This is a genomic window from Acinetobacter sp. GSS19, assembly GCF_028621895.1.
Taxonomy (GTDB): domain Bacteria; phylum Pseudomonadota; class Gammaproteobacteria; order Pseudomonadales; family Moraxellaceae; genus Acinetobacter.
On the sequence record NZ_CP117520.1, the window covers coordinates 535,494 to 560,379 of the forward strand.

The following is a 24,886-nucleotide window of genomic DNA, read 5'->3' on the forward strand; positions in this document are numbered from 1 at the left end:
TAGGACTTTACAATGGATATTTTACTGCTGCTCAAGGCAGCCATTATGGGATTGGTCGAGGGGATTACAGAGTTCCTGCCTATTTCTAGTACCGGTCACTTGATCCTCGCAGGTCAGCTCCTCGACTTCTGGACACCAGAAAAGCGCGATATGTTTGCTGTGGCTGTACAGATTGGTGCGATCGCTGCAGTAATTTATGAATATTGGGGTAAGTTATGGGGGGCATTGATCGGTGCATTTACGGGCCAGGAACAAGGCCGTCGTTTAAGTATCAACTTGATTATTGCCAGTATTCCAATTGTGGTGTTGGGTCTCACCGTCGGTGATACCATCAAGGCCTATTTGTTTAATGCCGTGACGGTTGCGATTGCCTTAATCGTCGGTGGTTTTATTATTTTGTGGGCAGAGCGCCGTGCACACCGTACCACCTGTCTGGAAGTGGATGATTTAACCTTTAAACAGGCGACCCTTATCGGCTTGATTCAGTGTTTGGCGCTGATTCCGGGAACATCACGTTCGGGCTCGACCATCATTGGTTCATTATTTTTGGGCGTGTCACGTAAAGCCGCTGCGGAGTTTTCTTTCTTCCTCGGTATTCCGGTGTTGATGGGTGCAGGCCTGCTGGACATGTACAAGATGCGTGATGACCTGCACAGCAATGATATGGCCGTGTTAGCGGTGGGTATTGTAGTGGCCTTTATCTCGGCTTTACTGGTGATCCGTGCGTTGATTCGTTATGTTTCCAAGCATGATTTTACGGCATTTGCTTACTATCGTATTGTTTTTGGTTTGTTTATCTTGATTACGTGGGGCACAGGTTGGGTGCATTGGTAACACACTTTCACTGTTGGTTTAGTCCGGAATATCAAGCGGAGTGTCAGGCTTTACACGCACGTCTGGCGGTCTTAGGTGTTGAACTGAGTAGCCAGCCAGTTGAGACGATCAATGCACGGTTCTTACGTCAGCATCCAGAGCTGGCACTGGTGCTGGATCAGGATGGCTTAAGCCTGACGGCACAGGGCATGAAAATGCAGCCCGACTGGTGTGCCGAGATTCCTCGCCTAAAGCGTGCCAGTATCAAATCTGAAATGATTGCCCGGGCTTGCCAGTTAAGTGAACAGCCCAGTCTGATTGATGCCACGGCGGGTTTGGGACATGACAGTCTGCTGATGGCTCGCTTGGGTGCACAAGTTACGCTGGTTGAACGTCATCCGATCTTATTTGTGTTGTTGCAAGAGGCAAAACGCCAAGCTGCAGCAGATGCCTTTTTACAACCTATTGTTGAACGCATTGAGCTGGTCTTTGCAGATTCTGCAGGCTATTTGGCCGAGCAAGCTGCACAACAGCATTACGTTGATGTTGTGTATCTGGACCCGATGTTTCCACAGCGTGACCAGAACCAGAAAGCAGCGAAGAAACAGGCCCAAGTCAAAAAGCAGATGCAGCTTCTGCATTTATTGTTGCCTGAAGAGAGTGGAATGGATCTGGGAGATCATCTGCTTGATCTGGCACGTCAGGTTGCGAAACGTGTGGTGGTCAAGCGTCCACGGTTGGCCGTTTTTCTGGCTGATACGCCGCCTGACCATCAATGGCAAGGTGATGCGTGCCGCTTTGATGCTTATTTCCAGAATGAAGTTAGACCTTAAGCGGACAAGCGCTTCATTATTGGGCAAAGATTTGCTATATAGTTAAAACCAGCATTGCTAAATGCGTACGCAAGCATAAACTTAGTGTGTTGTGATTCAGACACACTACATTCGAAGATTCTATGATCGACCTGAAACCCTCCATTAATTTTTGGCATGATTTTAAAAGTAACCAGACTGCCGGGATGTGGTTATTTCTCGGGTCGAGGCGTTCCTTACAGATTGTTCGACCTTCGATTCTCCAGCTGATTTTCTGGGGAATTTTGGGGGGGCTGGCCAATTCTCTCTTCAGTTGGCTAATTGCCGGTGAAGGGGGGATTTTTAACCCGCAAGGCTTGGTCAGTTATGCGTTATGGCCTTTTCTGGCCTTGATTGTCGGAATTTTCCTGTCACAACGGACCAATAATCCTCGTTTAATGCTGGTTCCAGCCTTGCTTTGGCTGGTCTTGGATACCCATATTGCTTTACTGCAAAGTCTGATCCAGTATCTGGGCAATCTGGACTATTTACCATATGTCCTGTATGACTTCATGCCAACGCTGTTTATGGTGCTGTTTGTCTGGCAAAGTCTAGCGGTGGTTTGGGTGTTCGCGCGTGAACTGCACTGGCCTTGGTGGGAGCGTGCGCTGATTATTGGGGCGACCTGGTTTACTTTAGTGGTCTGGCAGATGTCGGTCACCAGTCAACCGATCTGGAAAGTAGAAGAAATACCGCCTAGCTTCACGGAAGCGGCCTTGTATGCCCAGCCACAATTGCTGAATAAAGCTTTGGAACAAATTCAATTGGGTGAATTTGCCAAAACCCACTGGTATTTTGTGGGCGTGGCCGGTGCGAGTTATCAGGATGTTTTCAAGTCGGAAGTACTGCGGATTAAAGAACAGTTTGATACCCGATTTGGCACTTTGGGGCGTTCAATTGCGTTGGTGAACAATCCAGCAACAGAAACTGAATTGCCGATTGCTTCGCGTACGAGTCTGGAACTGGCTTTGCAGCGCATTGGCCAGCAGATGAATCGAGAAAGTGACATTTTGTTTCTGTATATGACCTCACATGGTTTGAAGAATCAGTTTGAAATTGAAAATGCACCGCTCGACTTAAAACAGATCGATCCGAAATGGTTGCGTGAAGCCTTGGACCGTGCCGGGATTCGTTGGCGTGTCATTGTGATTTCTTCTTGTTTTTCCGGCAGTTTTATCCCGGCACTGCAGTCAGACAATACCTTGGTGATTACGGCCTCTGCTGCCGACAGGCAGTCTTTTGGCTGTAATAATGAAGCTGACTATACTTATTTCGGTCGTGCTTTCTTTGATCAGGCCATGCGTGAACAGAACAGTATGCAGGAGACTTTTCAGCAGGCCAAAGCGACAGTGCAGCAGTGGGAAAAAGCCCAAGGTTTTGATGCATCCCAGCCGCAATGGGTGATGGGTAAAAACATGGAATTAATGCTGCCACAATTTGAACAAGCCCTATTTCCACCAAGCCATTTAGCACAAGGCACAGCAGACGAACTAAAATCGGCACCATAATAACCATTGAGGGTCAGCACATGGAACTTCTACAAAAAAATTGCTGTTTTGAGGGTGAGCAACGGATTTATCAGTTCGCATCGAAATCCTTGCAGGGTTTAACCCGTGTGGGGATCTATTTGCCACCCCAAGCTTTAGCAGGTAAACATTGTGCGGCTCTGTTTTATCTGGCGGGTCTGACCTGTACCGAAGAAACTTTTGCCATCAAAGCACATGCTCAACGCCTCGCAGCGCAGCTCGGCCTGATTCTGATCACTCCAGATACCTCTCCGCGAGGAGACCAGGTTGCCCAAGGTGATCACTGGGATTTAGGGCAGGGCGCAGGATTTTACATCAATGCGACCCAACAGCCTTGGGCTGAGCATTATCAGATGGAAAGTTTTATTGCTGAAGAACTGTATGCGAGCATTTTACAATATTTCCCGGTACAGCCACAGCGAATCGGGATTTTTGGTCACTCCATGGGCGGGCACGGCGCATTGACGCTGGCTTTTAAATACCCAGAAAAGTTTAAGTCAGTTTCTGCATTTGCACCGATCTGTGCAGCTAGTGCCTGTGCATGGGGCGAGAAAGCTTTCAGCCATTATTTAGGCGAAGACCGAAAGCTTTGGGTGCAACATGATGCGGTACAGTTGGTGTTGGACAAAGGTGCACTGTTTGAGGAAATTCTGGTGGACCAGGGGCTAGATGATCAGTTTTATCACCAGTTACAGCCTGAAGCATTACAACAAGCCTGCCATCAGGTAGGACAAAAGCTGATACTACGCCAACATGCGGGTTATGATCATGGTTATTACTTTATTCAAAGTTTTATCGATGATCACCTGCAGTTTCACGCTGCGCAGTTGATGCCATAAACTCAAAAGGGATCGAAAGATCCCTTTTTTATGTGCTTATATTGTACCGGGTGACCCGCGATACCCACCAACATGCTCAATCACGCTATTTTCAGGCAGTTATCCCATCCGTATCTCGTGATCTGTTGATACCGATTTTAAATAGTTCATTCTGTAGTTGCTAATCAGCTATCGCTTCAAACCTTTAAGCCGAGCCTTTAGAGTATTTTTTACTGAAAATTTATATTTTTCGTAATTTACTCAGTTTGCTCATACCTGCTGCATTCATTTTAATTTAGCTAGTCTATAGCTCATATCCTGGGCTGCCTATGAGAGCCATTCCCGATTTTGATGAGTTTCAGAAGAGGATTGCTACCGTATTGTCCGCGTATTTCCTGCGAGCCACTTGAGTTTGTTATACTGCAGGCCAATTTGAGAATTTCGCCAGGTAAATGTTATGACCCAGCCTTATTTGATCGCCCCGTCGATTCTGTCTGCCGATTTTGCCCGTTTAGGTGAAGATGTTGAGCGAGTTCTGGCCGCAGGTGCGGATGTCGTGCACTTTGATGTGATGGATAATCATTACGTACCAAACCTGACTTTTGGTGCGGGTGTGTGTAAGGCACTGAAAAAATATGGCATCAAGGCACCGATTGATGTGCATTTGATGGTGTCTCCTGTTGATCGCATGATTGGTGATTTTCTGGAAGCGGGTGCCGATATTATTACCTTCCATCCGGAAGCTTCAGATCATATCGACCGTTCTTTACAGCTGATCAAATCAGGTGGTGCAAAGGCGGGCCTAGTCTTTAATCCAGCGACTCCATTGCATTATCTGGACTATGTCCTGGACAAAGTCGATCAAGTGCTATTAATGAGCGTCAACCCGGGTTTTGGGGGCCAAAGTTTTATTCCAACAACATTGCAAAAACTACGTCAGGCACGCCAGATCATTGATGCATCGGGTCGTGATATCCGTCTGGAAGTGGATGGCGGAGTTGGACCAGCGAATATCCGTGCAATTGCTGAAGCGGGAGCCGATATGTTTGTTGCAGGTTCAGCAATCTTTGGTAAACCGGACTATAAAGCCGTAATTGATGAGATGCGTGCTGAACTGGCTAAAGTGGGCAGTGTTTCGGTTTAGCAGTTTATCCCTATAGATTGGTATAAATTGTGGATAAGTCTGTAGATAACCGTATGGATAACTGTGTTGATAACGCTATGGATAAGCTGATGTTAAAATAATCAATCAGATATCAATTGTTTATTATATAGACGTAAAATGTATAAAAAGGATGCAAACAGCATCCTTTTTGTTTATCTCTTATCCTTAAAAAATAAAAATATTTTATTTGTTTTTGTCTGGAAGAGTTTTGTTTAAAAAATAGTTAAAAGCTTAATACCAAGTCGGCCAGTCGGTTTAATTTTTGTAGCGGGATCATGGATAGAAATTGTGGATAATTCAAAAGTTGTTTATGCTTGCAGGCAATAACTCCTATTTCTTTCTGTAGTTCTGATCACTAGGAATTGCCCGTGCCATCTATCACAGTTCGACCACGCTGGTTACTGTACCTGATGATTTTTTTCATTGGGTGGAGTCGCGTGTTTGCAGCGTCTGTTGAGATGCCGATGGATACCCAGAAGTTTCATATCAGTACAGAACAAAAAACAGTGACAGATTCGCACAGTCACATGAAGTGTCATCAGGCAATGACTCATGCTGAGCCTGCTGCATCTGTAAAATCAGTCGACTGTCATCAGCAGCAGGCAACCCAGCAGTCTGGCCATATACCTTGTGCTGATTGTTCATCCTCACACTGTCAAAACCTTAATTCCAGTTTGCCGCATTATCTGCCTATGAGTGGTCCATTTTTGGATGCTCCTCAGGAAAGTCGTACTTATAGGCAGGATCCAGCCCAGCACTTGACGGGTTATTGGCAGGAAATTCTCCGTCCCCCGCGTGCTTAACCTGTTTTGTAAAACCTTATCTTTTTCAAAATAGAGTTGAAGCCATGTCCAAATTTATTTATGCCCCCTTGATTGTGGGAGTTTCACTTTGCCTGTCGCCTGAAGTCATGGCCGCGGTGAAAGAATATCATCTGGTGATTGACCAGCAGCAGGTTAATGTCGGTGGAAAATCACTGAAAAAAATCACCGTTAATGGCCAGTTTCCGGCCCCTCTATTAGAGTTTGAGGAAGGGGATGAAGCAGTTATTCATGTCGAAAACCGTCTGAAGCAGCAAGATTCCTCGGTGCATTGGCATGGGATCTTGCTGCCCGGTCTTATGGATGGTGTACCGGGATTTAACCAGTTTAAAGGGATTGCTCCACAAGGACATTTTGAGTATCGCTTCAAAGTTCGTCAGCAAGGCACCTACTGGTATCATGCGCATAGCAAAGGGCAGGAACAGGATGGTTTATATGGTTCACTGGTGATCTATCCACGTGGCCATCAGCCTCTTGCGGCCCATGAAACCACGCAACGCGATTATGTGGTGATGCTGTCGGATGATCATTGTGCCAGTGGTGATCAGATCCTGCGGCAACTGAAAAAAGACCCGGAACGTTATCAAAATCGTCGTGAAACCCTGTCGGATGTCTGGCGTCAGGTCAAGACTGAAGGCTTGAAGGCAACCTGGCAGCAGCGTTCAATGTGGAACCAGATGCGCATGTTGCGTACGGACCTGTCAGATGTGACGGGCTATACCTTTCTGATCAATGGTAAAACGCCTGAGCAAAACTGGACGGGGCTGTTTAAACCAAACGAAAAACTGCGTTTGCGTTTCATTAATGCCTCAGCGATGTCGTTTTTCGATGTCCGGATTCCAAATCTGAAAATGACCGTGGTCAGTGCCGATGGACAGCCGGTTAAACCAGTATCAGTGGATGAGTTTCGTATAGGCACGGCTGAAACCTATGACGTGATTGTCGAGCCGCAAGCTGGACATTATCAGATTGAAGCAGAATCGATTGATCGTTCTGGTTTTGCAGTAGGCTCTTTGCACAATGAGAATCTTCCATTAGCCAATGGGATTCATCCACCCCAACCGCGTCCGCGAGCCTTGTTGACCCTGCAGGATATGGGCATGGCACATGAAGGTCATGCTAATCATGATGAGCATGCCTCACCTTCACAGCCAAAAGCTGCAGCCGCTGCTACAACGGATGCTCATCAACATGCAGCCCGGTCAGATGCTGCACATGAGAAACCTCCTGCGGATGCGGGGATGTCGGATACTGCTCACATGAACATGCACCAACAGCATCATCCTGATACATCATCGGCGATGCAATCGATGGGCGCCATGCAGCATTCGATGCACCATGATATGCCGGTGCAGCAGATGCAACATCATGAGATGCAAAAACATTCCGAGCATGCTCAACATTCTGCGGCAGAAACCTTAACAGCGTCGCAACCCAATATGGAAGGCTGGGCCAATGCCTCAACACCAGCCGGACATAAGGCTTTGCAATATCAGGATCTAAAAGCCTTGCATCCACAAACTGATACACGCCCGGCAGAACGTGAACTGGAAATCCGTTTGGGCGGCAATATGGAACGTTATATTTGGACCATCAATGGCAAGAAATTCAATGAAGCCGAACCCTTACGAGTGGCATATGGGGAACGCATCCGTTTGAAATTTATTAATGACAGCATGATGGCGCATCCGATGCATTTACATGGCATGTTTATGCAACTGGAAAATGGTCAACCGCTGCAAGATCTGCCTAACAAGCATACGATCGTGGTGCCACCAGGCCAAACGGTCAGTGCTTTATTGACAGCAGATGAGCTGGGTGAATGGGCAATTCACTGTCATCTGTTGTATCACATGTCTGCCGGGATGATGAACAAGCTAATCGTGGCCAAGGTTGATGAACGCCAGATGAACGCAAATCCTATTGCTCCAGCGCCCGCCGTACAAGGAGACCAACATGCACATCATTAATTTAGCATCTAGCTGTACCTTGACGGCTTCAATGCTGCTGATCACTGGACCTACTTTGGCACAAACTCCCGCTCATACGGCACATCATGGGACTGAAATGACTGCAGCTACCGGAATGAATATGGCGGATCCGGTTGAAGAACAGCAACAGATGGAGCATCAACATGAGCAACAAGATCATGCTCGTGAGACAACCGCGATGCCAACCCAGCCACTGGCCATGCCTGTCAGTATGCCGTATGTGACTGAACATGAAGATCATCAACAACAGCATGGCGGGCAAATTTATCAACGGACGATTGTGGAAAGCCGCTGGCTGCGCAATGAAGATGGACATGGGCAGTTAACATCAGAACTCGACACCCGGATCGGGACGGATGAAAACAAGTTGGTGGTTAAAATTCATCAAGACAAAGCTGAATCCGAACAATCAGAATATGATGCCAAGCTCATGTATAGCCGGATGATTTCTACCTTCTGGGATGCTCAAGCCGGTGTGCGTTATCAGCATCAGCCACAGCATCATACGGATCAAGATCAATATGAGGCCGTGTTCGGTATTCATGGTTTGGCCCCTTATTTTTTTGAAACTGATGCCTATTTCACGGTGGGTAAAGATCAGCAGATTGCATTGAGTTTAGAAACCGAACGAGATTTGCTATTGACGCAAAAGCTGATTTTAAAACCTTATCTGGATCTGAATGTTGTGTTGAGTGATGATTCTAACTATGCGCAAAAAACCGGATTCAATTCCGTACAAGTTGGCCTTGAAACACGCTATGAAATTAATAAACAGTTGATGCCCTTTGTGGATGTCGGTTATGCCTACAGCAAAGGGCAGCAGTTCACACCATGGCAACAAGCCACCGATGCTGAAAAAAGCTGGTTTTATGGTGCAGGTCTGCGCTTTAAGTTTTAAGAGGCAGTAAACACTTTCCTTGTCTACAGAAAAGCGATTCGTAACAATGAATCGCTTTTCTGTTGTGCTAGGATAAAGTTTAAATCAAGGCAACCTAGTATTGCTTTGGCTGCGATTTTTATCGGACAAAATATAGCGGAGGAACGACCTCCCTTGATGTCAGGCAATGTTTGTGACATCAAAACAATTCGTCAGGACGACCTGACTCAAACTGAATGAGGAGGGTGTGATGGCTTGGGTCATCTTGATTTTTGCCGGTATTTTTGAAGTGGTTTGGGCATATTCGATGAAACTTTCCCAGGGTTTCACCCGACTCACTCCGAGTGTCATCACCATCATTTTTATGCTGCTCAGTGTGGTGTTATTAGCCTATGCCATGCGGACCTTGCCGCTTGGCACGGCATATACCATTTGGACCGGAATAGGTGCGGTCGGTTCTTTTCTGGTCGGGATTTTTATTTTAGGGGAACCCGCCAGTGCGATGCGTATGCTGGCCGCCGTCCTGATTATTTCCGGTTTGGTACTGATGAAATTGTCTTCTACTTAGGGATTTAGGAGAAATAAATGCGATTGGCCTTGATGCAAATGAACTCTCCGGTCGGAACCCTGAAACTGATGGCTCATGATCAGGCGCTGGTGGCTGTGTTGTGGGAACATGAAAGTCCTAAACAGCTACGTCATCTTGAGTTGAGTTTGCAACCGGATCATCCAATTTTGTTGGCAGCACAACAACAGTTGCAGGAATATTTTGCTGGGCAACGCCGTGAATTTGATTTGCCACTTGCCTTTACCGGAACGCCCTTCCAGCAAAAGGTCTGGCAGGCGTTGTTAACGATTCCGTATGGAGAGACGCGGAGTTATCTACAAATCGCACAACAGATCGGGCATCCACAAGCGATGCGTGCGGTCGGAGCTGCCAATGGCCAGAATCCCCTCTCGATTATTGCACCATGTCATCGGGTGATTGGTGCTAATGGTAAGCTGGTTGGCTTTGCAGGCGGTTTGGATAAAAAACACTATTTACTGCAACTTGAAACCCAGCTTGGTAATGCATCTAGCACGAAGCTTTAGGTCAGATTTTACATGTGGACAAAGATTAAGGAAATCTTGCGGGCTGATTGAAGAAGCATCGACGGTGTTGGGATAAGATGCAATATCATTGCTTACTTTTGACCAAATAGATCATCGAATAAATTTAACTAATTGAAATTAAAATTGGATTTATAAAAATAAGATATTTATAGTAGAGCAATAAATTAAAATAATGAGGGTGTTATGTGGTTTTTTTACATACTGTTGATTTTGGGGATACTGTTTCTTTCTGCTTATCTGTCATCTGCAAAATTTAAAGGGAAACTGGGCGAATTTGTGTTGAGCCAGCAAGCCAAGACCCATCTCGATCCGGATGTTTATCACTTACTCGAAAACTGCACTTTGCCGGATGGGCAAGGTGCAACCACACAAATTGATCATATCTTGCTGAGTCCCTATGGTATTTTTGTGATTGAATGCAAGAATTATCAGGGCTGGATTTTGGGGGGTGAACGTCAGAAAACCTGGACACAAAAATTTCATAAAAAAAGTTTCAAGTTCCAGAATCCTCTGCATCAGAATTATAAACATCTCAAAGTGCTGGAACAGCTTCTTGAGGATATTGTGGACGCAGAATATTTACACTCTCTGGTGGTATTTACACCGCAAAGCAGCTTTAAGACCCCGATGCCTGCAAATGTGGTGCAGGGTAAGGCTTGGCTGGATTATGTGCGCAGCTTTCGTCAGGAAGAGTTGGGGCCAATGAAGCTGAAACGGGTCCGCTACCGCATCGAAAAAGAGGCTTTGGATCCCTCCTGGAAAACTGATCGGTTGCATGTGCAAAATTTGAAGCAGGCGAAAATTGCCCAACCATCATCCACTGAATCCAGTCACCAAATTTAAAAATCCAAGACAAGATCGATCCGGGATTCAAAATGACTTAGATCCAGCGGATAGCTTTGAACCTCTGAAGGGTGCTCAGAAGCGCTTTGGAATTTTTTGTCCGTTCATTACCGGTGTTTCGGCATTTTTCAGTACCCCAAACAGCCAGGTTTCCGCGTGTTGTACTGCCTGTTTGAGTGTGTCGCCCTGTGCGAGGCGTCCGGCAATAAAACTGGCCAGTGAACAGCCTGAACCATGATATTCGCCTTCCAGACGCGGGCAGCGGCTTTCAGCAACCAGTTCACCAGCCACGTATAAGGCATTGCGAATATGATCCGGCGTGTCTTCATGCCCTCCTTTGACCAATACCGCCTTTGCGCCCATAGCAAATAGTTTTTCGGTAGCACGCGTGAGATCTTCTTCAGCCGTCAAAGCCCGTAACTCGACAGTATTCGGGGTAATCAGGCTGGCGAGTGGAATCAGTTCAGCAAAGGCTTTGACCAGTGTGGCCTGATCGCCCAATGCTCCACCACTGTTCGCAACCAGAACCGGATCCAATACATATAAATAATCGGGATACTGCTTTAAAAACTCAGCCAATGCCGCAATATTCTCCGTGGTACCCAGCATACCGGATTTGACACAACGGATCGGGAGATCCTGAACCACTGCGTTCGCCTGAGCCAGCAGCAGTTCACGTGAGGTGGCCTCAAAACCGAAGACCTGTTGCGAGTTTTGGATGGTCAGTGCGGTACAGGCAATCGCTGCATGGGCACCACTTTGCCCAATGGCTTCAATATCGGCTTGCAAACCTGCTCCCCCTGAAGGGTCAAGACCGGAAAAACACAGTACGGTTGGGCGCATGGCATCATCCTGGAAGGCAAATTGGGTTAGTATAGGCAACTTTCTTGGCAGCGATAAGTGGCTTCGCAGCGCTGTATTGGATTTTGATTGGGTAGACTTGTGGAAAATCTCCGACATATTTTAATTGATCTGGATGGGACATTGACGGATCCCAAATTGGGTATCCATACTTCTATTCGCTACGCGATGGACAAGCTGGGGCGCCCGCTGGCACCGGAGCTAGATATCGACTGGACGATTGGTCCGCCGTTAAAAGCCTCCTTGATGAAGCTTCTGGATACAGAGGATCATGATTTGGGCGAGCAGGCATTGTTGGCCTATCGTGAGCGTTTTTCTGTAATCGGTCTGTTTGAAAATGAAGTTTACCCGACAGTGGCAGAAACTTTGGAAGCTTTGAAGCAGCGTGACTATCAACTGTTTGTGGCAACGGCCAAACCGACGGTATATGCCAAACGGATTTTGGAACATTTCCAGCTTGCGGAATTTTTTAACGAGATTTATGGCAGTGAGCTCACGGGCGAAAGGACCAATAAAGGCGAGTTGATCGAGTACATTGTGCAGCAGGAAGCCTTACAACCCGCACATTGCTTGATGATTGGTGACCGTGAGTACGATATTTTGGGTGCACGTAAAAATGGCATCGAGGCGATTGCGGTGGAATATGGTTATGGCTCACAGGCTGAGCTTGATCAAGCTCAGCCGAAAGCACGAATTCAACAGTTTGCCGAGTTATTGCAGCATCTTGGTCAGGGCTAACCAACCAAGATGTAAAACTCTTTAACGTTGTAATAGATGTTGAATCTCCTCAACCAAACTTGGAATGTGAATGTGCTGATGAGGGATGGTCAAGCTACGGAAATGGTCACCGCGAAACTTGCGGTCAATTTCCAGCAAGACATGCGTCTGTTCCGCCTGAGCGACAAAAGACACTTCGACTTCATTGATGCCGCTCAGGAACTGGGTGGGTTTAAATTCCAGTTCTTGGTAACAGCCCAGCGTGGAGTGGAAGTGGTGGCCACGGAGTTGACCTTTTTCCACATCAACACTGTGTAACTGATAGCCGCAGTGTTGCATCGCCTGTAAAAAGGCGTTCATGGCTGGGGTGGGAGTCACTTTAATGTAGTCACGGTCATTGGCATCCAGTCCCCAATCCACATCGAGATGGGTATGCAGCCATAGCCGAGTAGCATTATAGCGACAGGCGACTTCCGTGATCGGCGTTTCATAAGGCAGCTGAAGCTGAAATGGAAAACGCTGCACTTGATGCGCCTGTAATTCAAAAGCGCCGCTCACATGCCAGCGTGCCAGACATAGTGCCTGGCTTGATTCATGGTCTCCCGCTTCCACTTCAGCAGTAGTCATCAAATTAAGATAAATGCCATTGATGTTTTTATTGCTACTAGCGCCTTGAAAATGGATTTCACCTTGTAGTGTTTGTCCGGCTTGCAGCACAGGTGTATGCAAAATCGTGTCTACTTTTACCCCTTGTAGACCTAGGCTAGAAATAAGCTTGTCGAACATTTGGTTTATTGATTGGCCTTAAAAACGAAACTGAAAACGGCTTATCTTGCCATAAAAAAAGCCCCATGATGGGGCCTTTTTTTTGGCATCTTAGAAGTGGGGTTTCACCACGACCAGAATCACGACAGTCAGTAAGATGACTGTCGGTAACTCATTAAAGAAACGCCAGAATTTATGTGATTTGTAATGGGCGTTTTCTATCAGTTTCTTGCGGTAATAGCCGCAAGAAAAATGATAGATCACCAGTAAACCAACCAATGCAACTTTTAGGTAAAACCATGCAGATTCATGATAATGGAACCAGACATCTCCCCAATCGACCAGAAAATGGGCCGTGATCAGTGTGGCCACCATCGATGGCCACATGATCCCTCGGTAGAGTTTACGTTCCATAACCTGGAAACGTTCATGACTGATCTGGTCATTGCTCATGGCATGGTAAACATACAAGCGTGGTAAGTAGAACAGTGCAGCGAACCAACAGACCACAGCAATAATATGTAATGCTTTTACCCACAAGAAAGCATCAGAAGGTACAACCATTAATTATCCCATTTTTTGAAGACTAGGCAGGCATTCACACCGCCGAAGCCGAAACTGTTACTCATCACAGTATTCAATTTTGCATCACGTTTTTCAAGTACGATGTCAAAACCTTTCGCGCCTTCATCCAGTTCAGTCACGTTGATGTTTGGTGCGATGAAGTCATTTTGCAACATCAGTACAGAGTAAATCGCTTCGTGTACACCCGCAGCACCCAAGCTGTGACCAGTCATTGACTTGGTTGAGCTGAGCGCAGGAACTTTACCTTCACCGAATGCACGTTCCATCGCTTTAAGTTCAGTGATGTCACCAGCAGGGGTAGAAGTACCATGTGTGTTCACGTAATCAATGCTTTCTACGCCGTGTTGTTTAGCTTCTTCAAGTACCATCTGGATACAACGTGTTGCACCTTCACCGCTTGGCGCAACCATGTCGGCACCATCACTGTTCGCCGCATAACCTACGATTTCAGCCAAGATGTTGGCACCACGTGCTTGAGCATGTTCAAGTGATTCAAGTACCAAGAAACCACCGCCACCTGCAATCACGAAACCATCACGGTCTGCAGAGTATGGACGTGAAGCTGTTTCTGGTGTGTCGTTATATTTAGAACAAAGCGCGCCCATTGCATCAAATAGCAAGCTTTGAGACCAATGATCTTCTTCACCACCACCCGCAAGCATCAAGTCCTGTTTGCCAAGTTGAATCAGGTTGTAGGCATAACCAATCGCATCTGCAGAAGTTGCACATGCGCTGGCGATCGAATGAGCCATACCTTGTAATTTAAATGCCACACCCACGTTTGCTGTAATGGTGTTGGTCATGTTGCGTGGAACGAAGAACGGACCAACTTTACGCGCACCTTTTTCTGCAAGAATCTCAGACATTTCAATCACAGATGCAGTTGAACCACCACCTGAACCGCCTGCGATACCGTAACGTGGATTACCCGCAAGATCTTCCGGTGTTAAGCCTGCATGTTTTACCGCATCAAGCGCTGAGTTGTACGCATACATGGCACATACGCCCATGAAACGTTTCAGTTTACGGTCGATATTGTCAAAATTTTGTTCAGCTGCTGCACTAACATGGCTTTTGAAATTCAGTTCAGCATAAGTAGGATTAAAACGTGTGCCTGAAATGCCGTTTTTTAAAGAATTTGTTACGTCTTCTAAGGTGTTACCGATACATGAGTTAATACCCATACCTGTGATTACAACACGTTTCATCTACAGTTCCCTTCATATGGTGATGTGAGATCCGAGCGATTCCAGACCAACAGGATCAATAGGCTGAGATAAATCAAAGCCTGATTGTTGGTTGGGCACTCAAGTTTTAAATTGCACCCATGATAACAGAAAGATTTTTGATTTCTTATGGCAAATCTTATGTCTATTGCAGTGTAACGTCAGAGAGACAGATCATTTGCTTAACTTCACTAAAAGATACATATTCATGTTGAGTTCACACCTGACTACTCCTAGTATCTATCGAGAAATTTAAGAAATACGACTAGGGATACCGGATGGCAAATTCAAACAATAAGCGTTCAGCAGGTTTCATCTCCAATAGCTTTGGAGTGGCTAAAAAGCTCAGCCACACAGGTGTCAAGGTGTTGAATCGTATAGCACAGCAAGGTTCGGCTTCAGCTCAGTCGCAGCGCGGCCTTCATTTGCAAGGGCAACATGCTAATCATCAAAAAAATAGTTTTTCAACTCCGCAGGAAATGCTGCGCCAGCATGTACCGCAAATCTCCAAACAGTTATTAGGCCGTCATTACCCACGTGCCCAGCAAATCACCCATCTATTGGCACCGGAGTGGTCTGATCAACTATCCGACTATTTATTCGAACAGCTCAACCAGATCAGTTCGCGTTACAGTTCGGTTGAGCAGATTCTAGATGAAGCCGGTGCTGAACAGCTTGAAGAGTTAACTCAGGATGTACAACGTTCAGGCCGTTTAAGTCAGGCATTGAGTGAACAGAACAAATGGATTGCAGCGGTACAGGGGGCTTTGAGTGGGGCAACGGGTGCACTCGGTAGCACAGTTGATGTTCCGGCATCGATTGCTTTGGCTTTGCGTACCATCTATCAGACCGGGCGCGCTTATGGTTTTCCTTTAAACCAGACGCATGAACAGGAAGCCGTGCAATATGTATTTCGCCACGTCAACCTTGGGCTCGTTGCCGAAAAGCAAACCGTACTGTTGGGGATGAAAGCACTGGTAGGGCTATTACAACGCCACGACAGTCAGCAATTACAACAACTGTTAGGTTCCAGTCATGATGCCGAAGCTCTTAAAAAATGGCTGTTACAGGAAAATGGCGAGTTTAAATGGCCATGGATGCAGCAGGTGCCGAAGTTTACTTTTATTGGCAAACTCACCCCTGTAACAGGCGCTGGAATCGGAGCATTCTATAGCTGGCAATTGATCGAAGAGGCTCATCGTAAAGCACAAGAGGTTTTCTCGGCGGCACGCCAGTATTTAACCGATCATCAAGATTCGCCGCTTTCCCCCTTGGCAGCCTATGAGGCATCTGTACGTTTATTGGCAAAAGCCTCGCCTTTACTGAGCTCAGCACAGGGCATAGAGCAGCAAGATAATTCGCCTGTTATCGAGCCAAAAGAATTAGATGCCGGATCTAATCCTGCCATTGCCAAAATCGAGATTCAGCCTAAACCCGCAGAAAGTGCGGAGGATGATCAACAAGCACAGGGCAGTGATGATCCGGTCGAGCAGGGGATTCAGGCTTTGGCTGAGCAGTATGTGGCACCGCATGCGGAAGTGGAGCCACAAAAACCGGCAGTTCCTGTGCCGGAAGCAGAAACGGATGAAGTGACAGATTTAGCTGAAGAAAAAAATCCAGAAGGCGAAAAGGCACAGTCTTCTGTGGGTGAAACGCCAGCTGCAAGCACGAGCCGGACAAAAAGTAAAAAAGAAAAACCGGCGTCATAAGTCAGAGAATTGGTCAATGACATCGGATCGTAAATCCTGTTCAGACGCTTGAAAAGTCAGGTGCCAGAAGCGAAGTTGTTGTGTTGACCATTTAAGCGTCTTGGCTTACAATTGCATGCCCTCAAAAAGTAGTCATTTTTGGGGCTTTTTATTAACGGGAGAATTGCCATATGGCAACAACAAATCAGTTGATCCGTAAGGGTCGTACGACTTTGGTTGAAAAATCAAAAGTTCCTGCGTTGAAGGCTTGTCCACAACGTCGTGGTGTTTGTACACGTGTTTACACAACTACACCTAAAAAACCTAACTCAGCAATGCGTAAAGTTTGCCGTGTTCGCTTAACTTCTGGCTTTGAAGTTTCAAGCTACATCGGTGGTGAAGGCCACAACCTACAAGAGCACAGTGTTGTTCTTATCCGTGGTGGTCGTGTTAAAGACTTACCAGGTGTACGTTACCACACCGTTCGTGGTTCTTTAGACTGTGCTGGCGTGAAAGATCGTAACCAGTCACGTTCTAAATACGGTGCTAAACGTCCTAAGAAGTAATTCTTAAGGCTCTAAACCGCAATCCTTTATCGTCTCGCTTGTCTGATTTCTGCATTTAAAATTGTGAAATTCAAGCGACGTGTAGTAAGGCCAGCGAATAGTACACGACACTTTGTACTTACGGCTGGATCACCCTGAAGTGTCATATTTATAGGTAGTTTAAAATGCCAAGACGTCGCGTAGTCGCTGCTCGTGAAATCCTTCCGGATCCAAAATTCAGCAGCCAAACAATCGCTAAATTCATGAACCACGTAATGCAAGATGGTAAAAAATCTATTGCTGAAAGTATCGTTTACGGTGCTTTAGACCGCGTTCAAGAAAAAAACAAAGTAGACCCAGTTGAATTCTTTGAAGCTACGCTTGAAAAAGTTCGCCCAATGGTCGAAGTAAAAGCACGCCGTGTTGGTGGTGCTACTTATCAAGTGCCTATGGAAGTACGCCCATCCCGTCGTACTGCCCTAGCTATGCGTTGGTTGGTAGATGCTGCTGCTAAGCGTTCTGAAAAAACTATGGCTTTACGTCTTGCTGGCGAGTTGCTTGATGCGGCTGAAGGTAAAGGCGCAGCGATCAAAAAACGTGAAGATGTGCACCGTATGGCTGAAGCCAACAAAGCCTTCTCTCACTACCGCTTCTAAGCGGCTAAAACAGGCCTTAATCAGGAGGATGACAGTTTTGTTTCACACGACTGTCATCAAATCGCTTTAAGTTGCTAGCAGCTTAAAGCGTCCTGTTTTAATAACAAATTTAGGAATGCAAGAAATCATGGCTCGTCAAACCCCAATTTCTCGTTACCGTAATATTGGTATTTCTGCGCACATTGACGCAGGTAAAACAACTACGACTGAACGTATTTTGTTCTACACAGGTGTATCTCACAAAATTGGTGAAGTGCATGATGGTGCAGCAACAATGGACTGGATGGAACAAGAGCAGGAACGTGGTATTACCATTACTTCCGCTGCTACGACTTGTTTCTGGTCTGGTATGGCTAACCAATTCGAACAGCATCGTATCAACGTAATTGACACCCCGGGACACGTAGACTTCACAATTGAAGTAGAACGTTCTATGCGTGTTCTTGACGGTGCTTGCATGGTTTACTGTGCGGTAGGTGGTGTACAGCCTCAGTCTGAAACCGTATGGCGTCAGGCGAACAAATATAAAGTGCCTCGTTTAGCATTCGTGAACAAGATGGACCGTACTGGTGCCAACTTCTTCCGTGCGGTTGAACAAGTAAAAACACGTTTGGGCGGTAACCCTGTGCCAATCGTTGTGCCAATCGGTGCTGAAGATACATTCGCTGGTGTTGTTGACCTGATCGAAATGAAAGCGATTATCTGGGATGAACCATCTCAAGGTATGAAGTTCGAATACGGCGAAATTCCTGCTGATCTTGTTGATACTGCGAACGAATGGCGTACCAACATGGTTGAAGCTGCTGCTGAAGCTTCTGAAGAGTTAATGGACAAGTACCTAGAAGAAGGTGATCTTTCTAAAGAAGACATCATCGCTGGTTTACGTGCTCGTACCTTGGCTTCTGAAATCCAAGTAATGCTTTGTGGTTCTGCGTTCAAGAACAAAGGTGTACAACGTATGTTGGACGCTGTAATTCAGTTCTTGCCATCACCAACAGAAGTTAAAGCGATCGAAGGTATCCTTGACGATAAAGCTGAAACTAAAGCATCTCGTGAAGCATCTGACGAAGCTCCGTTCTCTGCGCTTGCGTTCAAAATCATGAACGATAAATTCGTAGGTAACTTGACATTCGTACGTGTTTACTCTGGCGTTCTTAAACAAGGCGACCCAGTATACAACCCAGTTAAATCTAAACGTGAACGTATCGGTCGTATCGTGCAAATGCACGCAAACGAACGTCAAGATCTTGACGAAATCCGTGCGGGCGATATCGCTGCGTGTGTAGGTCTGAAAGACGTTACTACGGGTGATACATTGTGTGATGAGAAAAACATCATCACGCTTGAACGTATGGAATTCCCAGAGCCAGTAATTTCATTGGCTGTTGAACCAAAAACTAAAGCTGACCAAGAAAAAATGTCAATCGCTTTAGGTCGTTTGGCGAAGGAAGATCCATCGTTCCGCGTACGTACTGACGAAGAATCTGGTCAAACGATTATTGCGGGTATGGGTGAGCTTCACCTTGACATCATCGTTGACCGTATGAAGCGTGAATTCGGTGTTGAAGCGAACATTGGTAAACCAATGGTTGCTTACCGTGAAACGATCAAAAAGTCTGTTGAGCAAGAAGGTAAGTTCGTACGTCAAACAGGTGGTAAAGGTAAATTCGGTCATGTATATGTTCGTTTAGAGCCACTTGATGTCGAAGCTGCTGGTAAAGAATACGAATTCGCTGAAGAAGTTGTAGGTGGTGTAGTACCTAAAGAATTCTTCGGTGCGGTTGACAAAGGTATTCAAGAACGTATGAAGAACGGTGTCTTGGCTGGTTACCCTGTTGTGGGTATCAAAGCGACACTATTCGATGGTTCTTATCACGATGTCGACTCTGACGAATTGTCGTTCAAAATGGCAGGTTCTTATGCATTCCGTGACGGTTTCATGAAAGCAGATCCAATCTTGCTTGAACCGATCATGAAAGTTGAAGTAGAAACTCCAGAAGACTACATGGGCGATATCATGGGTGACTTGAACCGTCGTCGTGGTATGGTTCAGGGTATGGACGACTTGCCTGGCGGTACTAAAGCAATCCGTGCTGAAGTTCCACTTGCTGAGATGTTTGGTTACGCAACTCAAATGCGTTCTATGTCTCAAGGTCGTGCGACATACTCAATGGAATTTGCTAAATACGCTGAAACTCCACGTAACGTGGCTGAAGGCATTATCGCGAAGTTCCAAGCTGGCGGTAAAAAAGGTGACGACGAGTAATCTTTCGATTACTATAAGCCCAAACTAATTTTTTAGTTAATAACCAGTTGCTCATGAGCGACCCTCATGAGCAGTTTATAAAGGAAGATCATCATGGCTAAAGCCAAGTTTGAACGTAATAAACCACACGTAAACGTGGGCACAATCGGTCACGTTGACCATGGTAAAACTACTCTTACTGCTGCGATTGCAACTATCTGTGCAAAAACTTACGGCGGTGAAGCGAAAGATTACTCACAAATCGACTCTGCTCCTGAAGAAAAAGCACGTGGTATTACCATTAATACTTCACACGTAGAATACGACTCTCCAACTCGTCACTACGCGCACGTTGACTGCCCAGGACACGCCGACTACGTTAAAAACATGATTACTGGTGCTGCTCAGATGGACGGCGCGATCCTTGTGTGTGCTGCGACTGACGGTCCAATGCCACAAACTCGTGAGCACATCCTTCTTTCTCGTCAGGTAGGTGTACCTTACATCATCGTATTCTTGAACAAATGCGACCTTGTAGACGACGAAGAGCTTCTTGAGCTAGTTGAAATGGAAGTTCGTGAACTTCTTTCTACTTATGACTTCCCAGGTGATGACACTCCAGTGATCCGTGGTTCTGCGCTTGCAGCACTTAATGGTGATGCTGGTCAATATGGCGAGTCTTCTGTTCTTGCTCTTGTTGAAGCGCTTGACTCTTACATTCCAGAACCAGAACGTGCTATCGACAAAGCATTCTTGATGCCAATCGAAGACGTATTCTCTATTTCTGGTCGTGGTACAGTAGTAACTGGCCGTGTAGAAGCAGGTATCATCAAAGTTGGTGAAGAAGTTGAAATCGTTGGTATCCGTGATACTACGAAAACAACTGTTACTGGCGTTGAAATGTTCCGTAAACTTCTTGACGAAGGCCGTGCGGGCGAGAACTGTGGTGTTCTTCTTCGTGGTACTAAGCGTGAAGACGTACAACGTGGTCAAGTACTTGCTAAACCAGGTACAATCAAGCCGCACACTAAATTCGATGCAGAAGTATACGTACTTTCTAAAGAAGAAGGTGGTCGTCACACTCCATTCCTAAATGGTTACCGTCCACAGTTCTACTTCCGTACAACTGACGTAACTGGTGCTATCCAGTTGAAAGAAGGCGTTGAAATGGTTATGCCAGGTGACAACGTAGAAATGTCAGTAGAATTGATCCACCCAATCGCAATGGACCCAGGTCTACGTTTTGCGATCCGTGAAGGTGGTCGTACTGTAGGTGCTGGTGTTGTTGCGAAAGTAACTGCATAATCACTTTATAGTGTGAAAAAAGCGCGCCGAGAGGTGCGCTTTTTTTATGTCTGTGAGTTTTTTGATTTACTGATCTAAAAGCATGCTCAGACTCATTCGATTGAGCCTGCAAGTAGACTGGTATCTCAAGATGATTAATACGTCTTCGATTCTGAGATAAAAGCTTCTATAATGCACAACTTCCAAAACTGCCTAAAGATAAACGAAGATGATTCGTTTGATGCAACCTTCTGATTTGTCCGCTGTTGTCACCATAGAAAATCAGGTGCAAACCCATCCCTGGACGTTCAAGCAATTCGAAGAATCTCTGCAATGTTATCAATGTACAGTGATTGAGCAGGATCAGCGTATTGTGGGGTTCTGTATTTTGCAACCGGTGCTAGATGAAGCGAATTTACTGTTGATGGCGATTGATCCTAAATTTCAAGGCAAAGGTTTGGGTTATCAATTACTCGATGCTTCTATTGAACAGTTAAACAATCAACCAGTCCAGATTTTTCTGGAAGTGCGTGAAAGTAACCATGCAGCGATTGGATTATATGAAAAAGCGGGTTTTCATCAGATTGATCTCCGCAAAAATTATTATCCGAATCCCGATGGCAGCCGTGAGCATGCCATCATTATGGTAAAAAGCTGTACAGATGACTTTGCCCGGTTATTTAGCTCATAAAGCATTATTTGATAATCGGGTTGTTCCATTCTGAAGGTAGTGTGGTCATCAGGGATTTGCCGAGGCGTTGTATTTCTTCAGCATTCAACTGGCGATTGAGGCGACGCCATTGACCATCAAGTAGAATTTCCAGTGGAATATATTGGGATTTGTAGTTCATCTTGTTGGAATGCGGTACCCAATAGCCCAGATAGACATATTCCAGTCCCTGTAACTGTGCATATTCGATCTGTTTCAAGATCGCAAAAACGCCGAGCGAGCGGCGGCTTTCATCCGGATCAAAGAAGGTATATACCGCAGATAAGCCATCATCCATCAAATCGCAGGTGGAGACACTGATCAGGCGATCCCCTAACCATAATTCCAGAAAAAAGCTTTCGGTACAGCTATGTACTAAAAATTTTTCAAACTGATCCTGACTGGCAGGGAACATATCACCATCGGCATGCCGTTCATTGATGTAACGTTCATACAGGGCGTAATGGGTAGCATTGGCTGCCGAGCTTGGAATGATCTTCATTTGCAGATCCTGATTACGCTTCCAGGCTTTTTTTTGTGCACTGGTCATGATGAAGTCTTGTATGGGAACTCGGCAGGACAGGCATTGTCGGCAAAGATGACATTCTGGGCGATAGACAAAATCCCCGCTACGACGAAAACCGATCCGTGACAGTTCGGAAAGGGTCACGACATCAATACGATGGGCAGGATCCAGAAAGACCATCCGTGCTGATTTATTTTCCAAATAGCTGCAGTCATGGGGTGGCGTAATGTAATACTGTAAGTCATTTAATGGGGACTTAGGATGATAAGAGTTCATAATAAAGGTCCCTCTTTATTGTCATTCGGTCAGTTTTGCAGTTTCTGCTATTGTTTTACTTGAAAATACACTGTCTTGATATTTTTTCCAATTGATGGGCGGTTGATTAATTACATCTTGTAACGATTTTAGATACGCTTGACGAGAAAGTGTACATGCTCCCAGACTCAATAAATGATCATTGACCAGTTGGCAGTCAATCCACGGCAGTTGCTGTTCTTGTCCAATCAACATGAGCGTATAAAAGGCCATTTTGGATACATCGGTGCGTTGACTAAACATCGACTCACCAAAACAACCCTGTCCAATGGTTACACCATAGAGTCCACCAACCAACTGATCTTGCTCCCAGACCTCAATACTATAGCCATAACCCGCTGCAAAAAGTGCAGAGTAACCCTCAATGATCTGTTCGCTGATCCAGGTTTCGTTGGCATAGTGACGGGGTAAGGCACAACAGCGAATGACCTGTTCAAAGGCTTTGTTGACTGTAATGTGGTAATCCTGCTTTTTCATGGAGCGGAGTAAGGATTTACTTGGATGGTAGTGCTGTGGCTCGATAATGCATCTAGGCTCAGGGCTCCACCAGCAAATTGGTTCATCTTCATTGAACCAGGGAAATAAGCCATGGGTATAAGCTTCATACAGCGTAGAAGGGGAGAGGTCTGCACCAATACAAATCAGTCCCTGGCCTTCAGGATCTGAAGCGATAGGATCAGGAAATAGATACTGTGAAGGTGGCAGCAATTGCATGTCAAAGCTCCATCCATAAAATGCAGGGAAGTATGATGTTAAAGCAAATACTACAAAATCCAAATACAGATAAAAAAAGCCGTCTAGTGACGGCTTTTTTATTCAGCATGTCTGAGAGAATTATTCACCCAAGGCATCTAGATATTTTTCTGCATCGAGTGCTGCCATACAGCCTGAACCTGCTGAAGTAATCGCTTGACGGTAGACACTATCCGCCACATCACCTGCAGCAAATACACCAGCGACTGAGGTGGCAGTCGCATTGCCTGCTGTACCGCTTTGCACTTGAATATAGCCATTCCGTAATTCGAGCTGACCTTCAAACATGGTTGTATTAGGTTTGTGGCCAATCGCAATAAACACACCCTGTACATCAACCTGTTGGGTTGAGTCATCTTGGGTTGATTTCAAACGTACACCTGTTACACCCGTGGTGTCGCCAAGGACTTCGTCGACTTGATGGTTCCAGATAATGCTGATCTTGCCTTCTTTTTCTTTTTCGAAAATATGATCTTGCAGAATTTTCTCAGAACGCAGGCTGTCACGGCGATGAACCAGAGTAACATGCGACGCAATATTAGAAAGGTACAGTGTTTCTTCAACTGCGGTGTTACCACCACCCACTACCATGACGTTTTGATTTTTATAGAAGAAACCGTCACAGGTCGCACAGGCACTCACGCCTTGTCCCATAAAGGCCTGTTCTGATTCCAGACCTAAATACTGTGCCGTTGCCCCAGTGGCAATGATCAGGGCATCACAAGTATATTCTTCCATATCGCCTTTAAGCACAAATGGGCGGCTGTTTAAATCAACTTCATTGATATGGTCATAAACCAGTTCAGTGCCGAAGCGCTCTGCATGGGCTTGCATACGTTCCATCAAGGCAGGCCCAGTCAAACCTTCAGGATCACCCGGCCAGTTGTCGACTTCAGTGGTCGTGGTTAACTGGCCACCTAACTGCATACCGGCAATCAGGGTTGGTTTTAAATTGGCACGTGCCGCGTACACAGCAGCACTATAACCTGCAGGACCTGAACCTAAGATGATTAAACGCGAGTGGCGAGTGCTCATGGAATTATCCTTTTTATTTAAAAATTAACAAAATTATACGGGAAATGCAGAGGGAGTTGTGTTCGATCAATGTCGATATTATTGATCATGTAAATCGATTTGAGCTATATAGAAAAAGTTAACAACTCATCTAAATAATCGTGCATCTTTTTTCGTTG

The 24,886-nt window shown here is 45.8% G+C and carries 25 protein-coding genes; 18 read left to right on the plus strand and 7 right to left on the minus strand.

Features of this window, described 5'->3' with window-relative positions; translation table 11 throughout:
* The first annotated feature begins 12 nt into the window (after positions 1-12).
* The 11 genes from PGW99_RS02685 (at position 13) to PGW99_RS02735 (ending at position 10,818) form a co-directional block, all read left to right on the plus strand.
* On the plus strand, positions 13-834 hold the full coding sequence (locus PGW99_RS02685) for an undecaprenyl-diphosphate phosphatase (RefSeq protein ID WP_273778558.1): 822 nt from the start codon (positions 13-15) through the stop codon (positions 832-834).
* A complete protein-coding gene (locus tag PGW99_RS02690; protein ID WP_273779411.1) occupies positions 828-1,646 on the plus strand; it encodes a class I SAM-dependent methyltransferase in 819 nt (272 codons plus the stop codon). The genes PGW99_RS02685 and PGW99_RS02690 overlap by 7 nt, the downstream gene beginning before the upstream one ends.
* A 122-nt stretch (positions 1,647-1,768) precedes the next feature.
* The gene (locus PGW99_RS02695) at positions 1,769-3,172 is read left to right on the plus strand and encodes a C13 family peptidase (RefSeq protein ID WP_273778559.1); all 1,404 of its coding nucleotides are present in this window, start codon (positions 1,769-1,771) and stop codon (positions 3,170-3,172) included.
* Between the two features lie 20 nt (positions 3,173-3,192).
* Complete coding sequence (fghA, locus tag PGW99_RS02700) at positions 3,193-4,029, plus strand: S-formylglutathione hydrolase (protein WP_273778560.1); 837 nt, start codon at positions 3,193-3,195, stop codon at positions 4,027-4,029.
* A 436-nt stretch (positions 4,030-4,465) separates the two neighbouring features.
* The gene (gene rpe, locus PGW99_RS02705) at positions 4,466-5,152 is read left to right on the plus strand and encodes a ribulose-phosphate 3-epimerase (protein ID WP_273778562.1); all 687 of its coding nucleotides are present in this window, start codon (positions 4,466-4,468) and stop codon (positions 5,150-5,152) included.
* A gap of 389 nt (positions 5,153-5,541) precedes the next feature.
* Positions 5,542-5,976: a hypothetical protein gene (locus PGW99_RS02710; protein ID WP_273778563.1), complete on the plus strand. Its 435-nt coding sequence runs from the start codon at positions 5,542-5,544 to the stop codon at positions 5,974-5,976.
* Positions 5,977-6,020: 44 nt separating this feature from the next.
* Complete coding sequence (locus PGW99_RS02715; RefSeq protein WP_273778564.1) at positions 6,021-7,964, plus strand: copper resistance system multicopper oxidase; 1,944 nt, start codon at positions 6,021-6,023, stop codon at positions 7,962-7,964.
* Positions 7,951-8,883, plus strand: a complete 933-nt coding sequence (locus PGW99_RS02720) for a copper resistance protein B (protein WP_273778566.1) — start codon at positions 7,951-7,953, stop codon at positions 8,881-8,883. Before PGW99_RS02715 ends, PGW99_RS02720 begins: the two co-directional genes overlap by 14 nt.
* 229 nt (positions 8,884-9,112) lie before the next feature.
* Positions 9,113-9,430: a quaternary ammonium compound efflux SMR transporter SugE gene (gene sugE / locus PGW99_RS02725; RefSeq protein WP_273778567.1), complete on the plus strand. Its 318-nt coding sequence runs from the start codon at positions 9,113-9,115 to the stop codon at positions 9,428-9,430.
* 17 nt (positions 9,431-9,447) lie between these two features.
* Positions 9,448-9,954 (plus strand): methylated-DNA--[protein]-cysteine S-methyltransferase, encoded by a 507-nt coding sequence (locus PGW99_RS02730; RefSeq protein ID WP_273778568.1) that lies wholly within the window; start codon positions 9,448-9,450, stop codon positions 9,952-9,954.
* Between the two features lie 204 nt (positions 9,955-10,158).
* A complete protein-coding gene (locus tag PGW99_RS02735) occupies positions 10,159-10,818 on the plus strand; it encodes a nuclease-related domain-containing protein (protein ID WP_273778570.1) in 660 nt (219 codons plus the stop codon).
* 75 nt (positions 10,819-10,893) lie between these two features.
* Here PGW99_RS02735 and PGW99_RS02740 read toward each other — a convergent pair whose 3' ends face one another.
* Positions 10,894-11,661, minus strand: coding sequence for a hydroxymethylpyrimidine/phosphomethylpyrimidine kinase (locus PGW99_RS02740; RefSeq protein ID WP_273778571.1), 768 nt, complete (start codon positions 11,659-11,661; stop codon positions 10,894-10,896).
* Between the two features lie 99 nt (positions 11,662-11,760).
* On the opposite strand from PGW99_RS02740, the gene PGW99_RS02745 reads away from it, so the two are divergent.
* A complete protein-coding gene (locus PGW99_RS02745) occupies positions 11,761-12,417 on the plus strand; it encodes an HAD-IA family hydrolase (RefSeq protein WP_273778572.1) in 657 nt (218 codons plus the stop codon).
* 21 nt (positions 12,418-12,438) lie between these two features.
* Here PGW99_RS02745 and PGW99_RS02750 read toward each other — a convergent pair whose 3' ends face one another.
* The 3 genes from PGW99_RS02750 to PGW99_RS02760 form a co-directional block, all read right to left on the minus strand.
* Complete coding sequence (locus tag PGW99_RS02750; RefSeq protein ID WP_273778574.1) at positions 12,439-13,182, minus strand: sporulation protein; 744 nt, start codon at positions 13,180-13,182, stop codon at positions 12,439-12,441.
* Between the two features lie 90 nt (positions 13,183-13,272).
* Complete coding sequence (gene hemJ / locus PGW99_RS02755) at positions 13,273-13,725, minus strand: protoporphyrinogen oxidase HemJ (protein WP_273778576.1); 453 nt, start codon at positions 13,723-13,725, stop codon at positions 13,273-13,275.
* Positions 13,725-14,954 carry a beta-ketoacyl synthase N-terminal-like domain-containing protein gene (locus tag PGW99_RS02760; RefSeq protein WP_273778577.1) on the minus strand — a complete coding sequence of 410 codons (1,230 nt, stop codon included), beginning with the start codon at positions 14,952-14,954 and terminating at the stop codon, positions 13,725-13,727. The genes hemJ and PGW99_RS02760 overlap by 1 nt, the downstream gene beginning before the upstream one ends.
* 296 nt (positions 14,955-15,250) lie before the next feature.
* Between PGW99_RS02760 and PGW99_RS02765 the strand changes: the two genes are divergently transcribed.
* From PGW99_RS02765 to rimI, 6 genes are all read left to right on the plus strand, one after another.
* Entirely contained in the window at positions 15,251-16,681 is a 1,431-nt protein-coding gene (locus PGW99_RS02765; RefSeq protein WP_273778578.1) for an EcsC family protein, read from the plus strand.
* A gap of 170 nt (positions 16,682-16,851) precedes the next feature.
* On the plus strand, positions 16,852-17,226 hold the full coding sequence (gene rpsL / locus PGW99_RS02770) for a 30S ribosomal protein S12 (protein WP_000246374.1): 375 nt from the start codon (positions 16,852-16,854) through the stop codon (positions 17,224-17,226).
* Between the two features lie 164 nt (positions 17,227-17,390).
* Positions 17,391-17,861, plus strand: coding sequence for a 30S ribosomal protein S7 (gene rpsG / locus PGW99_RS02775; RefSeq protein ID WP_004901967.1), 471 nt, complete (start codon positions 17,391-17,393; stop codon positions 17,859-17,861).
* A gap of 127 nt (positions 17,862-17,988) precedes the next feature.
* Entirely contained in the window at positions 17,989-20,127 is a 2,139-nt protein-coding gene (gene fusA / locus PGW99_RS02780; protein ID WP_273778579.1) for an elongation factor G, read from the plus strand.
* A 93-nt stretch (positions 20,128-20,220) separates the two neighbouring features.
* Positions 20,221-21,411, plus strand: coding sequence for an elongation factor Tu (gene tuf / locus PGW99_RS02785; RefSeq protein WP_273778242.1), 1,191 nt, complete (start codon positions 20,221-20,223; stop codon positions 21,409-21,411).
* 208 nt (positions 21,412-21,619) lie between these two features.
* Positions 21,620-22,081: a ribosomal protein S18-alanine N-acetyltransferase gene (gene rimI / locus PGW99_RS02790; RefSeq protein WP_273778581.1), complete on the plus strand. Its 462-nt coding sequence runs from the start codon at positions 21,620-21,622 to the stop codon at positions 22,079-22,081.
* A gap of 4 nt (positions 22,082-22,085) precedes the next feature.
* Here the strand turns inward: rimI and PGW99_RS02795 are convergent, their stop codons facing one another.
* The 3 genes from PGW99_RS02795 to trxB form a co-directional block, all read right to left on the minus strand.
* Positions 22,086-22,901 (minus strand): arginyltransferase, encoded by an 816-nt coding sequence (locus tag PGW99_RS02795; protein WP_273778582.1) that lies wholly within the window; start codon positions 22,899-22,901, stop codon positions 22,086-22,088.
* A 21-nt stretch (positions 22,902-22,922) separates the two neighbouring features.
* Positions 22,923-23,654, minus strand: a complete 732-nt coding sequence (aat, locus tag PGW99_RS02800) for a leucyl/phenylalanyl-tRNA--protein transferase (RefSeq protein ID WP_273778584.1) — start codon at positions 23,652-23,654, stop codon at positions 22,923-22,925.
* 120 nt (positions 23,655-23,774) lie between these two features.
* Positions 23,775-24,728: a thioredoxin-disulfide reductase gene (trxB, locus tag PGW99_RS02805; protein WP_273778585.1), complete on the minus strand. Its 954-nt coding sequence runs from the start codon at positions 24,726-24,728 to the stop codon at positions 23,775-23,777.
* Between the last annotated feature and the right edge of the window lie 158 nt (positions 24,729-24,886).

Bases quoted from the DNA above. Each gene is read 5' to 3' on its own strand.
- rpsL (WP_000246374.1), top strand. From the start codon at position 16,852: ATGGCAACAACAAATCAGTTGATCCGTAAGGGTCGTACGACTTTGGTT.
- PGW99_RS02715 (WP_273778564.1), top strand. From the start codon at position 6,021: ATGTCCAAATTTATTTATGCCCCCTTGATTGTGGGAGTTTCACTTTGC.
- PGW99_RS02695 (WP_273778559.1), top strand. From the start codon at position 1,769: ATGATCGACCTGAAACCCTCCATTAATTTTTGGCATGATTTTAAAAGT.
- aat (WP_273778584.1), bottom strand. From the start codon at position 23,654: ATGCAATTGCTGCCACCTTCACAGTATCTATTTCCTGATCCTATCGCT.
- PGW99_RS02685 (WP_273778558.1), top strand. From the start codon at position 13: ATGGATATTTTACTGCTGCTCAAGGCAGCCATTATGGGATTGGTCGAG.
- rimI (WP_273778581.1), top strand. From the start codon at position 21,620: ATGATTCGTTTGATGCAACCTTCTGATTTGTCCGCTGTTGTCACCATA.
- hemJ (WP_273778576.1), bottom strand. From the start codon at position 13,725: ATGGTTGTACCTTCTGATGCTTTCTTGTGGGTAAAAGCATTACATATT.
- PGW99_RS02735 (WP_273778570.1), top strand. From the start codon at position 10,159: ATGTGGTTTTTTTACATACTGTTGATTTTGGGGATACTGTTTCTTTCT.
- PGW99_RS02720 (WP_273778566.1), top strand. From the start codon at position 7,951: ATGCACATCATTAATTTAGCATCTAGCTGTACCTTGACGGCTTCAATG.
- PGW99_RS02760 (WP_273778577.1), bottom strand. From the start codon at position 14,954: ATGAAACGTGTTGTAATCACAGGTATGGGTATTAACTCATGTATCGGT.
- PGW99_RS02740 (WP_273778571.1), bottom strand. From the start codon at position 11,661: ATGCGCCCAACCGTACTGTGTTTTTCCGGTCTTGACCCTTCAGGGGGA.
- PGW99_RS02730 (WP_273778568.1), top strand. From the start codon at position 9,448: ATGCGATTGGCCTTGATGCAAATGAACTCTCCGGTCGGAACCCTGAAA.
- fusA (WP_273778579.1), top strand. From the start codon at position 17,989: ATGGCTCGTCAAACCCCAATTTCTCGTTACCGTAATATTGGTATTTCT.
- trxB (WP_273778585.1), bottom strand. From the start codon at position 24,728: ATGAGCACTCGCCACTCGCGTTTAATCATCTTAGGTTCAGGTCCTGCA.
- sugE (WP_273778567.1), top strand. From the start codon at position 9,113: ATGGCTTGGGTCATCTTGATTTTTGCCGGTATTTTTGAAGTGGTTTGG.
- rpsG (WP_004901967.1), top strand. From the start codon at position 17,391: ATGCCAAGACGTCGCGTAGTCGCTGCTCGTGAAATCCTTCCGGATCCA.
- fghA (WP_273778560.1), top strand. From the start codon at position 3,193: ATGGAACTTCTACAAAAAAATTGCTGTTTTGAGGGTGAGCAACGGATT.
- tuf (WP_273778242.1), top strand. From the start codon at position 20,221: ATGGCTAAAGCCAAGTTTGAACGTAATAAACCACACGTAAACGTGGGC.
- PGW99_RS02795 (WP_273778582.1), bottom strand. From the start codon at position 22,901: ATGAACTCTTATCATCCTAAGTCCCCATTAAATGACTTACAGTATTAC.
- PGW99_RS02765 (WP_273778578.1), top strand. From the start codon at position 15,251: ATGGCAAATTCAAACAATAAGCGTTCAGCAGGTTTCATCTCCAATAGC.
- PGW99_RS02750 (WP_273778574.1), bottom strand. From the start codon at position 13,182: ATGTTCGACAAGCTTATTTCTAGCCTAGGTCTACAAGGGGTAAAAGTA.
- rpe (WP_273778562.1), top strand. From the start codon at position 4,466: ATGACCCAGCCTTATTTGATCGCCCCGTCGATTCTGTCTGCCGATTTT.